Here is a 15588-nt window from a genome sequence, read left to right as displayed (position 1 = left end):
CCCTGGAATCACGGCAGTTATATTTAAATACTAGCCTTTCTTTCCTGGTTGCTGCTTCTGCGCTTTCAACAACAAGGTGCCGAACGAGCCCATGCCTCCCGCAGCGGATTCGTTACCGGCATTCCTCTTTTGTTTTTGAGGCTGCCGCCCAGCGTCACGAGCGCCTGCGCTGGCGCCGCTTTGCACTTCATCGTCCAGACGCATGGTCAAAGCGATCCGCTTACGCGCCGCGTCCACTTCAATCACCTTCACCTTCACTATGTCGCCCGCTTTGACCACTTCCCTGGGGTCTTTGACAAACTTGTGCGACAGAGCGGAGATATGCACCAAGCCATCCTGATGCACGCCGATATCCACAAACGCGCCGAAATTGGTCACGTTGGTGACAGCGCCTTCAAGCACCATGCCGGGCTTAAGGTCCTTAATGTCCTCAACGCCTTCCTGGTATTGCGCGAACTTGAATTCAGGGCGCGGATCGCGGCCCGGTTTATCCAGCTCGGCCAGAATATCTTTGACAGTGGGAACGCCAAAATGTTCATCCACGTAATCATTCGCTTTCAGGCTGCGTAAGAATGTGGTGTCGCCAACCAGGGATCGCAAGTCCCGTGCATTTTTTTCTGCGATTTTATTTACTACGACATAGGCTTCCGGGTGCACTGCCGAGGCGTCCAGCGGGTTGTCCCCGTTCATGATGCGCAGAAAGCCGGCGGCCTGTTCGTAGGTCTTGTCTCCCAAACGGGGCACTTTGAGCAGTTGCTGACGATTCAGAAACGCGCCCTTGGCGTCGCGATAAGCCACAATGTTGCCCGCCAGCGTCTGGTTCAGACCCGCCACTCGCGCCAACAAAGGCGCAGAAGCGGTATTGACGTCCACGCCCACCGCGTTAACACAGTCCTCCACCACCGCATCCAGCGTACGCGCCAGCTGCGTCTGGCTGACGTCATGCTGATACTGGCCCACACCGATGGATTTGGGATCGATTTTCACCAGTTCGGCCAGCGGGTCCTGCAAGCGGCGAGCGATAGACACCGCGCCACGGATGGTGACGTCCAAGTCCGGGAATTCTTTCGCGGCGTATTCAGAAGCGGAATAAATAGAAGCGCCGGATTCATTGACCATAATTTTGGTCAGCTTCAATTGCGGGAACTGCTTGATCAGATCGGCGACCAGCTTGTCGGTTTCTCTGGAAGCCGTACCGTTGCCGATACTGACCAGCTCCACTTTGTGTTTGGCGCAAAGAGCCGCCAATTGCGCGATGGATTGCGACCACTGATTTTTCGGCGCATGGGGATAGATCGTCGCGTGATCGACAAACTTGCCCGTGGCGTCGATCACCGCCACTTTGACGCCGGTGCGCAGACCAGGGTCCAGTCCCATGGTGGCCTTGGCGCCCGCTGGAGCCGCCAGCAGCAGATCCTTGAGGTTGCTGCCGAATACGTTGATGGCCTCTTCTTCCGCACGCTCGCGAATTCTGCCCATCAAGTCCGTCTCCAACTGCGTCAGCAGCTTGACGCGCCAAGTCCAGCGCACCACGTCTTTTAACCAGCCGTCGGCGGCGCGGCCTTTGTCACTGATGCGCCAGTGCGCGGCGACGATGTTCTCACAGGGATGCGGTTCCAGCCGCGATTCTGGTTCGTCCGGCAACACGATCTGGAAGCTCAGCACGCCTTCATTGCGGCCACGGAATACGGCCAGCGCGCGATGGGAGGGAACGCCTTTCAGCGGCTCCTGATGTTCGAAGTAATCGCGGAATTTGGCGCCGTCCTGTTCTTTGCCCTCAACAACGGCCACTTTCAGCACGCCCTGTCCCCAGAGGTGTTCGCGCAGACGGCCGATCAATTCGGCGTCTTCCGCAAAGCGCTCCATCAGGATGTAACGCGCGCCTTCCAACGCGGCTTTCACGTCAGCGACGCCTTTGTCCGCATCGACAAAGCCTTCCGCCAGAGTTTCAGGAACCAGGGAAGGATCGGCCAGCAACTGCTCGGCCAGAGGCTCCAATCCAGCCTCTTTGGCAATCTGCGCCTTGGTGCGGCGTTTCGGTTTATATGGGAGATACAAATCCTCCAGGCGGTTCTTGGTGTCCGCATCGATGATCTGCGCGCGCAACTCGTCGGAGAGTTTGCCCTGTTCCTCAATGCTGCTCAGGATGGTCTGCCGCCGATCTTCCATTTCACGCAGATAGCGTAAGCGATCTTCCAAATGACGCATCTGGGTGTCGTCAAGACCACCAGTGACTTCCTTACGATAGCGGGAGATAAATGGAACGGTGGCCCCTTCATCTAGCAGCGTGACGGCCGCCGCAACCTGTTCGGTTTTGGCGTTGAGTTCTTGGGCGATAACGCGATAAATCTTTTCCATTAAAAACCTGTTTACTCAGTTCTTTGCATAATATCTGCTGAATTTCGCCAGCTCACTCCCCTATTGCCTGTCGGTGTCGAAGTTTTGCGCAGCCCCGTCCTTTCACTCAATAAATTCCTTATCAATCAACGGCCATTGCAGTTACAACAGGCCTTGGGCGACGCCTCCGACACAGGGGAAAGGGCCGACGGTCTTATATTCCGGGCGTCCCATTATATAGATCAGGCCTCAAACAAGAAGAGCCAAAATAGACAGGGGGAGTGCGGTTTGGAAAGACCCGCCCTTACTCATTACTGCTTGCGCAGGCGGCGCAGGTCGCCGGCCACCTGTAGAAAATCGCAGAATTCATTGAACGGCAGCGGTCGCGCAAACCAATAGCCCTGGGCCTGATCGCAATTGTGCTGACGCAGAAACTCCAACTGCTCAGGCTTCTCAACGCCCTCGGCGACAACGGTCATGGAGAGGCTATGGGCCAGCGAGATCATCCCACTGACCAGCGTGGCGTCTTCGGCGATCGTGCAGACGTTTTCGATAAAGGACTTATCTATCTTCACGGTGGAAATAGGCAGGTTGCGCAAGTTGGTAAACGAGGAATATCCCGTTCCGAAGTCATCCAGCGCGAAATGCAGGCCCAGATGAGTCAGTTCTTTCAGGCATTTGAGCGTGTAATCCCGATCAAACATCATGGCGGACTCAGTCAGCTCAAACTCGAACTTGGTGGTGTCGATATTGGCGTTATAGATGATGCGAAATACCGTTTCCGACAAACGCCGATCGAAAAACTGGCGAAATGACAGGTTCACCGCACAGACCAAGTCGTCATAGCCCATGGTCTGCAACATGTTGAGATCCCGGCAGGCGCGCTCCAGCACCCAATATCCCATAGGAATAATCAGACTGCTGCGCTCCGCCGCGGCGATAAAGGCCGCCGGGGTCAATACGCCCAGGCGCGGATGCGGCCAGCGCACCAGCGCCTCCATGCCCACCACCTCGCCACTGCGCACATCGATCTTGGGCTGGTAATAGAGGTCCAGCTTATCGCCCCGCAGCGCCTGGCGGAATTCAGTCTCCAGCTCCAGGCGCATATCCAGCTCGCGATTCATGCGGTCATTAAAGAAGCGGTAACTGACGCCATGTTCTTTCTTGGCGTCGAACATCGCCTGATTGGCGCGACGCAATAACAAGTCCGCACTGTCGCCGGACTCCGGGAACACCGCCATGCCCATGGAAGCGGTCAAATTCACCGGGTGCTGATTCACCACAAAGGCCTGCTCGAAGACTTTGGCCATTTTCTTGGCCACATTGATCAGGCTGAAGCTTTCCTGGCCATCTTCAAGGATCACGGCGAACTCGTCGCCCCCTACCCGGGCCAGACAATCCGAGCGCCGCAATACCTGACGCAGGCGCGCCGCCATCATTTTGATGAGGATGTCTCCCGCCCGATATCCCAGAGTCTGATTCACCGTACGGAACTCATCCACATTCACGAAGATCAGGCCGACCCGATGCTTAACCCGTTCCGCGCGCAAAATCGCCTGATGCAGGCGATCGTAAAACCGGGCCCGATCCAGGATGCCGGTCAGGCTGTCCAGTTGCTCCCGCATCTCAAAATCCAGTCGGAACAGCTCGCGATACCAGGCTCTACGCAGAGCCCGCACCAGCAATGACGCATCCAGGGAGGATTTGCACAGGTAATCCGCTGCCCCCGCCAGAATCAGGCCACGGGCGTGGCGCTCCTCGGCGAAAGGCCCCAGCGCCACCACCGGGGCGTCGGCATGGTGGGAAAGAATGCGCAGAAAACTGTCTTTGTCGCCGTCAAACTGGTTTTCCTCCCAGAGCACCATGTCAAACTTGCGTTTACGCAATATATCCATGGCCATGGGAATGCTGTTGCACCAGTGCAGTTGAATATCCGACTCAGCGGCGGTCAGGTGTTGCAGCCAGAGAAAGTCGCAATGCGACTTCACCACCGCCAGCACATCCACAGTGTCTTCAGTGCAGGAGACAGCCCGAACGCCAGATTGATCCGGATTCATAAGAGATTGCCCGACATGCTCGCTCATGCAGTAAATCCCCTCGACCGCGATTTAACGCAGTGTGGTGACAGAACTAGTTCATGGCGGCGGTTAACGTTTGCATCTAACGCCATCTTCTACGGCTATTTAGCCATGGCGTTATTGCAGCTTATATAGATTGTTAGAATTTCAGAGACAACACTTAACATTTAGACCATTTTCGTTAATTTTTCCTGTCAGCCTCGGAAATTATTGTGCGGGCGCGCCTCCCCGTTATAAGCATTCGTTATCAACCGCGCCGTGAATGTCTGATAAAATGCCGCCCAGTTTTTTCCAGCCATGAGCAGACCGTGTCGCAACTCAACCCCCGTCAACGTGAAGCCGTCAAATACATCGACGGCCCCCTACTGGTGCTCGCCGGCGCAGGCAGCGGCAAAACCAGCGTAATTACACGAAAAATCGCCTATCTGATCGAAGAATGCGGCGTCAAAGCCAAACATATCGCTGCGGTGACGTTCACCAACAAAGCCGCGCGGGAAATGAAAGAGCGGGTCAGTGCGCTGGTCTCGGGGCCCGCCGCCCGGGGATTAACGGTCTCCACCTTCCATAACCTGGGAATGAACATCATTCGCCTGGAGCACAAAGCCGTGGGACTAAAGCCCGGCTTCTCCATTTTTGATCAGCAGGACTGTAAAGCCATCATCAAAGACTTGCTGTTCAAAGAGTTCGATGAGGCGGAAGAGGATGTCGACCAGTTGCAGGCGCACTTCTCCAACTGGAAAAACGACATGTTGACGCCGGCGCAGGCGATCAAGCAGGCGATTACCCCCGAAGACCTCACCGCCGCGCGCCTGTACGAGCGTTACGACCATTATCTGCGCGCCTACAATGCGGTGGACTTCGACGACCTCATCCTGATGCCGGTGATGCTGTTCCGCAATCATCCGGAAATTCTCTCCGCATGGCGCCTGCGCATCCGCTATCTGCTGGTGGACGAATACCAGGACACCAACCTCAGCCAGTACGAGCTGGTGCAGCAACTGGTGGCGGGGCGACAGGCTTTCACGGTGGTGGGCGACGACGACCAGTCTATTTACGCCTGGCGCGGCGCCCGACCGGAGAATCTGGCGCGTCTGCAAAAGGACTTCCCCACGCTGAAGCTGGTCAAGCTGGAACAGAACTACCGCTCTACCGCGCGGATTTTGAAAGCCGCCAACGTCCTTATCGCCAATAATCCTCACGTTTACGAAAAAGCGCTGTGGAGCCAGCTGGGCATGGGGGATGAAATCCGCATCATCCGCGTGCGCAACGAAGAAGCGGAAGCGGAGCGCATCGCCTCGGAAATCATTGATATGCGTCTGAAAAAGCGGGCTCAATTCAAGGATTTCTCCGTACTGTATCGAGGCAATCACCAGTCCCGTCTGCTGGAGCTTAAGCTGCAGGCGTACCAAATTCCCTACCGCATCAGCGGCGGAACCTCCTTTTTCTCCCGCAACGAGATCAAGGACGCCATGTCTTACCTGCGTCTGCTGGCCAACCCGGATGACGACGCCGCTTTCCTGCGGGTGGTCAACGTACCGCGACGGGAAATTGGGCCAGTGACCCTGGAAAAGCTGTCTGCTTATGCGGAATCCCGCAAGATCAGTCTGTTTTCCGCTATCTCCGAGTTCGGATTGGAGAGCGTGCTGACCGGTAAAACGCTGGATCACCTGCGCGAGTTCTCAGAGATCATTCTGCATACCGGTCAGAAGTGCGAAGAGGAGCACGACGCGGTCCCCGTACTGAAACAGCTCTTTACTCGCATCGATTACGAAGAGTGGCTGCTGCAGAACAGCACCTCGCCGCAACAGGCGGAGCGGCGCATGGCCAACGTATGGATATTACTGGATCAAGTAGCGCGCATGCTGGAGTACGACGCCGCGGCGGAAGAGCAGATGACGCTTAAAGACGCCATCGGCAAACTGCTGTTGCGTGACATCATGGATCAGCAGAAGGAAGAAGAGGACGAGGACAAGGTCCATTTGCTGACTCTGCATGCGTCCAAAGGTCTGGAGTTCCCCCATGTCTTCATCATGGGATTGGAGGAAGACATCCTGCCTCACCGCAACAGTATCGAGACCAACCAGATCGAGGAAGAGCGCCGCCTGATGTACGTAGGCATCACCCGCGCCCAGCGCAGTTTGTGTCTGACATTCTGCTCCGAACGCAAGCAGTTCGGCGAGAAAATAGAGACCATTCCCAGCCGCTTCCTCGACGAAATGCCTCAAGAGGATCTGGTGTGGGAAGGCCTGGGCCAACGTAATGAAGAGCGCAATCAGGCGCGCGGCCGCGCCACTCTGGATGCGCTATTGCGGGATTTGGGAGACTAAACCTCGAAGACCACCGGCGCATTCTCCGGTTGAAAGCGGTGGTTGGCGATGCTGGCGTTGATATAGGTGCAGCCGCCTTTTTCAACGACGCCATAGCTTTCATGGATGTGCCCGCACACGTGGAAGCGGGGGCGAATGCGCGTGATGGCGTGGGCCAGTTCCTCGCAGCCCACGCTCAGGCCGCCGACGGTCTGATCATGAACGCCGAAAGCCGGGCCGTGGGTAATCAACACATCGGTGTCTGCGTCTATCAGATCCCACTTGGCTTTTAATTCCCGCCCCCGTTGCAGATTAAACGCCCAGTTGTGAAAAAAGGGTTGCCAGGGAGCCCCATAAAACTTGACGCCATCAATGGTGACCGCCTCGTCCTGCAAATACACCGCATTGGTCAACAAGGCGCGACAGGCTTCTTCTTCCCGCGCGAAGCACCAGTCATGATTGCCTGCAATGACGATCTTCACCCGATGGGGCAAGGCGCCGAGAAAGGCGTTGAACGCCGCCACTTCTCTTAATTTGCCCTGCCCGAATATATCTCCTGCATGAATCAACACATCCCCATCGGGAATGTCGATCTTGTCATACATGCCATGGGTATCGCTGATGGCGACGCACTTCATCTGAATCATCCTTCTCCGATTGACACTGCCAGTCAGGCATCATACCCAAAGACTCTGGATGAAAACGACCGCTTTGTCGCAGTTCGCGATTCACCTCAATCGTTATAGGGAAGCGGCGGCTCTGGCGGCCTGATCGTAGACGCCGGTCAGGGTGCGCAATACCCGCGCGACTTCGCCGATTTCCTCATTGCTGATGCCGGTGGTGAGCAGTGTGTCCACCAGACAGTCATTGCGCACTTCCCGGTACTTGAGACAGAGTTCCGCGCCGCTTTCCGTGGCGGAATAGAAGGTTTCCTTGCCGACTTTCTCACTGGTCACCAGGCCCATTTTCGCCAGCTTGCGCAGGGAGTAAGACACGGTGTGGGTGTCGTCGATATGCAGAATGAAACAGATGTCGGCGATGCGCTTGGGACGCTCGCGGTGATACACGTTGTGCAGCACCAGTATATCGATGGTGCTGAGCTCTTTATTGCCCGCCGCGGACATGCAGTGCACCAACCAACGCTGGAATGTGTTTTCAGCCATTATCAAAGCGTACTCGAACTCACTGAGCTCAACGCTGCGCTCATTAAGCAGGTGGCTGGAGGAGACGATTCTTGATTTTGTCATGGTGTGTGTTGTTTCCTTCTTGGTCGCGCCAATGTGGGCAGAGCATACTTTCGGCGCCGGGCAATGTCTAATCCCGCCGCCGAAAGCCGCTCCGTCAGGCGTTGTCTAATCCTTTTGCGACTCGCCGAAACCGCCGCCTCCGGGGGTTTCGATCTGCAGGCGGTCCCCCGCTTCCAGTTGCAGGCTGACCTGGGCGCCCAGAGACTGGACGTCGCCAGCGCGGCGAATCACCCGGTTCACGCCCACTTGCCCAGGCTTGCCGCCGGATGCGCCATAAGGCGCCACTTCCCGCCGGTTGGACAGAATGCTCACCTGCATCGGCTTGAGGAATCGCAGACTGCGACATACGCCGTCGCCGCCGCGATGCTGGCCATCGCCGCCAGATCCGCGCCGCACCTTGAACTCCTCCAGCAATACCGGGAAACGCCACTCCAGCACTTCCGGGTCGGTCAGACGCGAGTTAGTCATGTGCGTATGCACTGGCCCGGCGCCGTCAGCGTTGGCCGTAGCGCCGTCGCCGCCGCAGATGGTTTCGTAATACTGGAACTCATCGTCGCCCCAGGTCAGGTTGTTCATCGTGCCCTGGGCTGCGCCTTTCACGCCCAAAGCGCCAAACAGCGCGTCCACCACCAGCTGGGAAACCTCTACATTGCCCGCCACGACGGCTGCGGGATAACAAGGATTCAGCATGGAGCCTTCCGGAACAATGATCTGCAATGGCCGCAGGCAGCCTCCGTTGAGGGGAATCTGGTCATTGACCAGACAGCGGAACACATACAGCACCGCCGCATGCACCACCGCCAGTGGCGCATTGTAGTTGCGCGGATGCTGCGGGCTGGAACCGGTGAAGTCCACCGTCGCCGTGCGCTGGTTACGATCCACTTGAATCTTCACCTGCACTTTATGGCCGTCGTCCATGGCGTACTCGAATTCGCCATCAGACAGCACGTCGATGACCCGACGCACGCACTCTTCCGCATTTTCCTGCACATGCTTCATGTAAGCCTGCACCACTTCCAGGCCGTACTGGGACACGACTTTCTGCAGCGCCTGCACCCCCGCCTCGCAGGCCGCCACCTGGGCGCGCAGATCTGCGATAGTGAACTCGATATTACGCGCCGGATGAGGACCGGACAGGAACAGCTCCCTAGTCATTTTCTCCTGGAAGACGCCCGCATCCACCAGTTTGACGTTATCCAGCAGAATGCCTTCTTCATCTATATGACTGGAATCCGACGGCATGGAGCCCGGCGCCACGCCGCCCACATCCGCATGATGTCCTCGCGACGCCACATAAAAGCAGATGTTTTCCCCTGCGCTGTCGAACACAGGCTTGATCACGGTAATATCAGGCAAGTGAGTGCCGCCGTTATAGGGATCATTCAGCATGAACACGTCGCCGGGGCGCATGATTCCAGCATTGCGCTCCATCACCGTCTTGATGCTGTGACTCATGGAGCCAAGGTGCACCGGCATGTGCGGCGCGTTGGCCACCAGCTCGCCCTCTGCGTCAAAAATCGCACAGGAGAAATCCAGTCGCTCTTTGATGTTCACCGACACTGCAGTGTTTTGCAGCACCAGTCCCATCTGCTCCGCGATGAACATGTACAGGTTATTGAAGATCTCCAGCATCACCGGATCGGCGTCAGTGCCTATGGAATGACGCTGCGGACGCGCGGCGACGCGCTCCAGCACCACGTCATTGCGATCCGTCAGTTGCGCACGCCAGCCCGGCTCCACCACGATCGCACCGATTTTCTCCACAATCACCGCAGGACCATCAATGGCGCGTCCCTGGGGAATATTCTCACGCACATAGAAAGGCGCCTGATACTGCTCGCCGCCCGTCGTCAGCGGCAGCACTTTATCCGGAGTCAGCCCACCGCCCTGACAAGGCGCGGTGGCCGCCACTTGGGCATCGCCGCGACCGGAGACTTCCACTTGCACCGCCTCCACCATGAGCGTTTTATCGGCGACGACAAACCCGAAGCGCTTTTCATGTTCGATAGAAAACGCCTGACGCACGGCATCCACTGCGTCCAGCGCCACCAGAATGGAGGTGTCGGAACCTTGATACTTAATATGCAGCCGCGCGGAGGACTCAATACGCTCCACCGGCACCCGCTGTTCCGTCAGTTTGGCGGCGGCGTCCTGGGTCATGCGCTCGACCAGCGGAATCAGCTCCGCAATCAACGCGTCAGACAGAGGCTTCTCCACCGTGGTTTCCGCCATTTCCCGCACATCCGCCAGTCCCATGCCAAAGGCGGACAACACGCCAGCGTAGGGATGCAGGAATACCCGTTTCATTCCCAACGCGTCCGCCACCAGACAGGCATGCTGGCCGCCAGCGCCGCCAAAGCAACAGAGGGTGTAGTCCTGCACATCGTAGCCACGCTGAGTGGAAATATGCTTGATGGCGTGGGCCATGTTATCCACCGCAATCGCCAGGAATCCTTCCGCCACCTGTTCCGGCGTACGGTTGTCGCCCGTCTGTTCCTGGATCTGCTGGGCCAGCGCGGTAAATTTTTCCCGCACGCACTCTGCGTCCAGGGACTGATTCGCTTCAGGTCCAAACACTTTCGGGAAATAATCCGCCTGCAGTTTGCCCAGCATGACGTTGCAGTCGGTCACCGTCAGAGGGCCGCCATTGCGATAACAGGCCGGTCCCGGATAGGCGCCGGCGGACTCCGGCCCCACGCGATAGCGCGAGCCGTCAAACTTAAGCACCGAGCCGCCGCCCGCCGCCACCGTATGAATCGACATCATCGGCGTTTGCAGGCGGAATCCGGCCACTTCCGTTTCGAAGCTGCGTTCATATTCGCCGCGATAATGGCACACATCCGTGGACGTACCGCCCATGTCGAAACCGATCAACTGCTCAAACCCCGCCGCTTCAGCGGTTTTCACCATACCCACCACACCGCCGGCGGGGCCGGACAAGATAGCGTCTTTGCCGTTGAATACGCGGGCGTCGGTCAACCCACCGTTGGACTGCATGAACATCAGCCGTCCCGGCTCGCTGGCCATAGAGCCCAGTTGCCCTGACACCTGATTGACGTAACGCTTGAGGATCGGCGACAGGTACGCATCCACCACCGTGGTGTCACCCCGGCTGACGATTTTCATCAGCGGGCTTAATTCACTGCTCACCGACACCTGGGTGAAACCGATATCCCGCGCCAGTTGCGCGACTTTGCTTTCATGATCACGGAACGCGTAACTGTGCATGAACACGATAGCGCAGGAGCGCAAACCGCGTTCGTAGGCTGCGCGCAACGATTTTTCCGCGCCCGCCAGGTCAAGCGGCGTCAGCACTTCGCCTTGCGCATTGATGCGTTCGTTCACTTCCGCCACTTCGGCGTAGATCATGTCCGGCAAACGAATATCCAGGGCGAACAGGTCCGGGCGCGTTTGATACCCGATGCGCAGTACGTCGGCGAAACCTTTGCTCACTACCAGCAAAGCCGGCTCGCCTTTGTGCTCCAGCAAGGCATTGGTGGCCACCGTGGTGCCCATTTTAATTTCTTCGATATCCTGCTCAGGAACCTGCGCGCCACGAGGAACGCCCATGAGTACGCGCACGCCTTCCAGCACCGCATCAGGGTATTGCGCCGGGTTCTCGGAAAGCAGTTTATGGGTGATCAATTCTCCCGTCGGATTCCGCGCCACAATATCTGTAAACGTGCCGCCCCGGTCCACCCAGAAACGCCATTTTCCCGCACCCGCCGTGTTTGTATTTTGTGTTGTCATTATGTCTGTCACCTCGAAAAATCTCTTAACCCGCTCAACCGCGACTGCTCAGCGTCTGCGGCAGCCACAACGCAATTTCCGGATACTTGCTGAGCAGCGCCACCGCCGCCACCAGGATCAGGAAAAACGGCGTCGCATAGCGGGCCACCCTGAAAATATCCCTGCCGGTCAGGGATTGGATAACAAACAGATTGAAGCCGACCGGCGGCGTGATCTGCGACATTTCCACCACCAGCACCAGATAGATGCCGAACCAGACCAAATCGAATCCGGCCTTTTCCGCCAACGGCAGAATGACCGACGTCGTCAGCACCACGACGGAAATTCCATCGAGAAAGCAGCCGAGCAAAATGAAGAAGAATGTCAGCGCGACGATCAGCAGCGCTGGCGATAATTGCAGTCCGCCGATGAATTCAGCCAGCTCCCGTGGAATGCCGGTGAACGCCATGGCGACAGTAAGAAAAGAAGCGCCAGCGAGAATAAAAGTGATCATGCAGGAGGTGCATACCGCGCCAATCAGGCTGCGTTTGAACATCTCCCAACTCAGCGATCCAGTTAGCGCCGTCAGCGCCAGCGACCCGAGCACGCCGAGAGTGGCCGCTTCCGTGGCGGTGGCGACGCCCGCGTAGATAGAGCCGATAACGAATCCAATCAGCAAGGTGACCGGCAGCAATCGCTTCAACGCGATCAGCTTGGTTTTCATATCGGTCCCGCCTTCCGCCGCGGGTACCTTGCTGCGGTTCAACAACGACCAGATCACCGTATAGCCCATAAACAGGCAGATCAGCATCAGGCCGGGAATCGCTCCCGCCATGAACAGGCGGTCAATGGACACTTCCGCCGCGACGCCGTAGACGATCAAAATAATCGAGGGGGGAATCAGTAATCCCAAAGTGCCGGAGCCGGCCAGCGTGCCGATGGCCATGGTCTCGTCATAGCCACGCTTTTTCAGCTCCGGCAGACTCATCTTCCCGACCGTGGCGGTGGTGGCGGCGGAGGAACCGGACACCGCAGCGAATATGCCGCATCCCAGAATATTCACATGCAGCAGCCCGCCAGGCAGACGCCGCAGCCAGGGCGCGAGGCCTTCGAACAGATCCTCCGACAACCGGGTTCGGAACAGGATTTCCCCCATCCAAACGAAGAGAGGCAGGGCGGACAATGTCCAATTGGAAGAAGCGCCCCAGGTGGTATTCGCCATAATGGCGCCAATCTGCGCGTTGTCGTTAAACAGCATGGCGATAAACGCCACTGTGAACAGGGTTGCGCCAACCCAGAAGCCAAACGCCAGGAAGGTGAATAACACCCCCATCAGCACAAGCGTTAATTGCAAGGTATCCATCAACACTTACTCCGCCGCCGCTTCGCCGGCTTCCTGAGCCGCTACGTAGCTGGGTTTACGTTTGAGCAGGGCGGTGATCCAGTCGTCCAGCACAGCGATAAAGAAAAGAGCCAGCCCCGCCAGCATCACGCTTTGCGGCATCCACAAAGGAACTGCGATGTAGCCCGAGCTGACGTCGTTGAATTCATAGGTTTCCAGCACAAAGGCGCCAACCGCATAGGTGATAAAGCCGACCAGGATCAGCAACGCAGTCAGGTTAAAAAGCTCCACGTAACGTTGCGCGGCGCCCTTTACTTGCCGGGTGAGAAACGTCACGCGGATATGGCTGTTATGGCGAAAGCTGTACGCCAGGGCGAAAAAGGTGGCCGAGGCCAGGAAGTAACCGACGAAATCTTCAACGGAAGGAACAATCAGACCAAACCAGCGTCCCACTATCTGCATCGTCATCAACAGACAGATCAGCACCATACTAACGGACGCCAGGACGAGGCCGGACTTGTACAGGCAGTCGAGCGTATATCTCAGCATTTTCATCATCCCACAGCGTTTATGGGTTTTATTTTTATTGGGTGCGGCGGACTCTGGTGAGCCCGCCTAAAGAACAGGCGCTAAAAGTCTTAGCCGCCGTTGAGTCCTTTCACGATTTCAACGCCTTCAGCGCCGACTTCGTCTTGCCATTCCTTCGCCATGGTCTGGCCGACTTTGCTGAACTCGCTGATAAAAGCCTGCGTGGGTTCAGTCACATTCATGCCGTGCTTGGCCAGATCAGCCGTTTTCTCGGAAGTTTCCTGCTCAGCCATTTTCCAGCCGCGCTCTTCCGCCACTTTGGCCGCTTGCAGCACCGCATCCTGTTGTTCCTTGCTCAGACGTTTGAAGGAACGCAGATTCACGAACACCATGTTCTTGGGAATCCAGGCGCGGCTATCCATGTAATAACGGGAAAAGTCCCAGGCCTGACTGGATACGCCAGTCGTAGGAGAAGTCACCATGGCGTCGATAATGCCGGTGCTGAACGCCTGGGGAATTTCCGGAGTCTGCACGGTGGTGGGCGTCGCGCCCAACAGTACTGATAAGCGAGAAGTAGATGGACTATATGCCCGCATCTTCAGACCTTTCAGATCGTCGATAGCGGCCAGCTTGTCCTTGGTGTAAATGCCCTGGGGCGGCCAGGGTACGCTGAAGAGCAGCTTAAGCCCCTGCTTCTCCAGTTTCTTTTCAATGTGTGGACGACTCGCGTCATAGAGTTTCTTGGCGCCGTCGAAGCTGGTCACCAGAAATGGAATGTTATCGACTTTATAGATGGGATCGTCATTGCCCAGCAGCCCCATGAAAACTTCGCCAATGGGAGCCTGACCGGTTCGCACGGCGCGGAAAATTTCAGGATGCTTAAACAGGGAAGCGCCGGAGTGCACCACGATTTTCAGATCGCCGCCAGTGGCTTTTTCAATGTCCGCTGCAAATTCACGAATATTCTGCGTGTGATGAGTCCCGTCCGCATAAGGGGTAGGCATATCCCACTTGGTGGCGGCGAAGCCAGTGGATGCGGATAACGAAAGCAGAAAGGATAAACAGAGTCTTCTTATTTTCATTGGGTTTGCACCTCTTGTTGGTTCAGGGAGACCTGAATTGCTATCGAAGGATCATATTTACACAAAAAATCCTTTTTGAATACATTTTGTATTCATTTTACATTCAATAGAATTTTATTTGCCGCAATGAGATTGCTTAACCCATTGACGGAAATAAAAACTTCAGCGGGAAGACCGCAAAAATAAACGCGGGCGCAAGACAAGGGAAAAACGGCAGGCGAAAAAAAACCGCCTGGCGGCGGTTTCTTTTGCTACGGAGGAGCGCTTACTGGCTTTGGCTCACAATAAACTCAACCGTGGCTTTAATCTCATCGTCTGTACAATCGTTACAGGTGCCGCGCGGAGGCATGCTTCTAATGCCGTTGATCGCGTGGTTCACCAGAGTATCGATGCCCTGCTCGATACGTGGAGCCCATGCAGCCACGTCGCCTTTCTTAGGCGCGCCGGCGACGCCGGTGTCGTGACAGGCGAAACACTTACCGCCATAAATATCAGCCGGTTCACGTGGGCCGGACGGCGCAGCGGCGGCTACAGCGGATTGAGCGGCTTTACATTCCTGGCCTTCAACGCACACTTCGCCTACAGGTTTGATGCGCTCTGCAATCTTCTCTTCAGCTGGAGTTAATGACCACACAGTGCCCGCAAACACCATCGCCAACATTGCGGTAATCGCTTTCACGGTTGTCTTCACGACCCATCCTCATCAGCAGCTTAAAATTATTAATGGCGCATTATAACGGCATCGCCGCAGAAATAAAGCAGAGGCTCCGGGTTATCAAGGGACCTGCGGCGCGCTTTTTGATCCATGACAGTTCCCCGGCGAAAGCCTGAAAATGCGCCTATCGCCCGCCCCTGTGCGCTTTCCTGACTACATTTTACGACTCGGGACGAAAAGTGGATTCGCCATGACGGCCCCGCTATAATGCCCGACGCGCTTAA

10 protein-coding genes are annotated in these 15588 nt (G+C 56.7%); 1 reads left to right on the top strand and 9 read right to left on the bottom strand.

All coding sequences use genetic code 11. The features are described from left to right. Nucleotides 1-30 precede the first annotated feature (30 nt). A complete protein-coding gene (locus ONV78_RS04735; protein ID WP_279501507.1) occupies nucleotides 31-2358 on the bottom strand; it encodes a Tex family protein in 2328 nt (775 codons plus the stop codon). A gap of 290 nt (nucleotides 2359-2648) precedes the next feature. Next, nucleotides 2649-4421, bottom strand: a complete 1773-nt coding sequence (locus ONV78_RS04730) for an EAL domain-containing protein (protein ID WP_279501506.1) — start codon at nucleotides 4419-4421, stop codon at nucleotides 2649-2651. A gap of 302 nt (nucleotides 4422-4723) precedes the next feature. On the opposite strand from ONV78_RS04730, the gene rep reads away from it, so the two are divergent. Beyond that, nucleotides 4724-6742 (top strand): DNA helicase Rep, encoded by a 2019-nt coding sequence (gene rep / locus ONV78_RS04725; RefSeq protein ID WP_279501504.1) that lies wholly within the window; start codon nucleotides 4724-4726, stop codon nucleotides 6740-6742. On the opposite strand, the gene ONV78_RS04720 is transcribed toward rep, so the two are convergent. From ONV78_RS04720 to ONV78_RS04690, 7 genes are all read right to left on the bottom strand, one after another. Beyond that, nucleotides 6739-7359, bottom strand: coding sequence for a metallophosphatase domain-containing protein (locus tag ONV78_RS04720; protein WP_279501503.1), 621 nt, complete (start codon nucleotides 7357-7359; stop codon nucleotides 6739-6741). The genes rep and ONV78_RS04720 overlap by 4 nt on opposite strands. 102 nt (nucleotides 7360-7461) lie before the next feature. Beyond that, complete coding sequence (locus ONV78_RS04715) at nucleotides 7462-7968, bottom strand: winged helix DNA-binding protein (protein WP_011400127.1); 507 nt, start codon at nucleotides 7966-7968, stop codon at nucleotides 7462-7464. A 105-nt stretch (nucleotides 7969-8073) separates the two neighbouring features. Next, nucleotides 8074-11718, bottom strand: a complete 3645-nt coding sequence (locus tag ONV78_RS04710) for a hydantoinase B/oxoprolinase family protein (protein WP_279501499.1) — start codon at nucleotides 11716-11718, stop codon at nucleotides 8074-8076. Nucleotides 11719-11752: 34 nt separating this feature from the next. Continuing rightward, nucleotides 11753-13060, bottom strand: coding sequence for a TRAP transporter large permease subunit (locus ONV78_RS04705; RefSeq protein WP_216737566.1), 1308 nt, complete (start codon nucleotides 13058-13060; stop codon nucleotides 11753-11755). Nucleotides 13061-13066: 6 nt separating this feature from the next. After that, a complete protein-coding gene (locus ONV78_RS04700) occupies nucleotides 13067-13588 on the bottom strand; it encodes a TRAP transporter small permease (protein ID WP_279501498.1) in 522 nt (173 codons plus the stop codon). A gap of 89 nt (nucleotides 13589-13677) precedes the next feature. Further along, nucleotides 13678-14649, bottom strand: coding sequence for a TRAP transporter substrate-binding protein (locus ONV78_RS04695; protein WP_279501496.1), 972 nt, complete (start codon nucleotides 14647-14649; stop codon nucleotides 13678-13680). Between the two features lie 265 nt (nucleotides 14650-14914). Then, nucleotides 14915-15340, bottom strand: coding sequence for a cytochrome c5 family protein (locus ONV78_RS04690; RefSeq protein WP_127973872.1), 426 nt, complete (start codon nucleotides 15338-15340; stop codon nucleotides 14915-14917). Nucleotides 15341-15588: the final 248 nt, after the last annotated feature.

Source organism: Hahella sp. CR1 (assembly GCF_029813005.1).
Taxonomy (GTDB): Bacteria; Pseudomonadota; Gammaproteobacteria; order Pseudomonadales; family Oleiphilaceae; genus Hahella.
The sequence above is the reverse complement of the archived record's forward strand: the minus strand, read 5'-3'. Positions and strand labels throughout refer to the sequence as shown.

What these genes read in the sequence shown, in the direction of transcription:
- ONV78_RS04730 (WP_279501506.1), bottom strand. Translation starts at nt 4,421, where the DNA reads ATGAGCGAGCATGTCGGGCAATCTCTTATGAATCCGGATCAATCTGGC.
- ONV78_RS04735 (WP_279501507.1), bottom strand. Translation starts at nt 2,358, where the DNA reads ATGGAAAAGATTTATCGCGTTATCGCCCAAGAACTCAACGCCAAAACC.
- ONV78_RS04720 (WP_279501503.1), bottom strand. Translation starts at nt 7,359, where the DNA reads ATGAAGTGCGTCGCCATCAGCGATACCCATGGCATGTATGACAAGATC.
- ONV78_RS04710 (WP_279501499.1), bottom strand. Translation starts at nt 11,718, where the DNA reads ATGACAACACAAAATACAAACACGGCGGGTGCGGGAAAATGGCGTTTC.
- ONV78_RS04715 (WP_011400127.1), bottom strand. Translation starts at nt 7,968, where the DNA reads ATGACAAAATCAAGAATCGTCTCCTCCAGCCACCTGCTTAATGAGCGC.
- ONV78_RS04700 (WP_279501498.1), bottom strand. Translation starts at nt 13,588, where the DNA reads ATGCTGAGATATACGCTCGACTGCCTGTACAAGTCCGGCCTCGTCCTG.
- ONV78_RS04695 (WP_279501496.1), bottom strand. Translation starts at nt 14,649, where the DNA reads ATGAAAATAAGAAGACTCTGTTTATCCTTTCTGCTTTCGTTATCCGCA.
- ONV78_RS04705 (WP_216737566.1), bottom strand. Translation starts at nt 13,060, where the DNA reads ATGGATACCTTGCAATTAACGCTTGTGCTGATGGGGGTGTTATTCACC.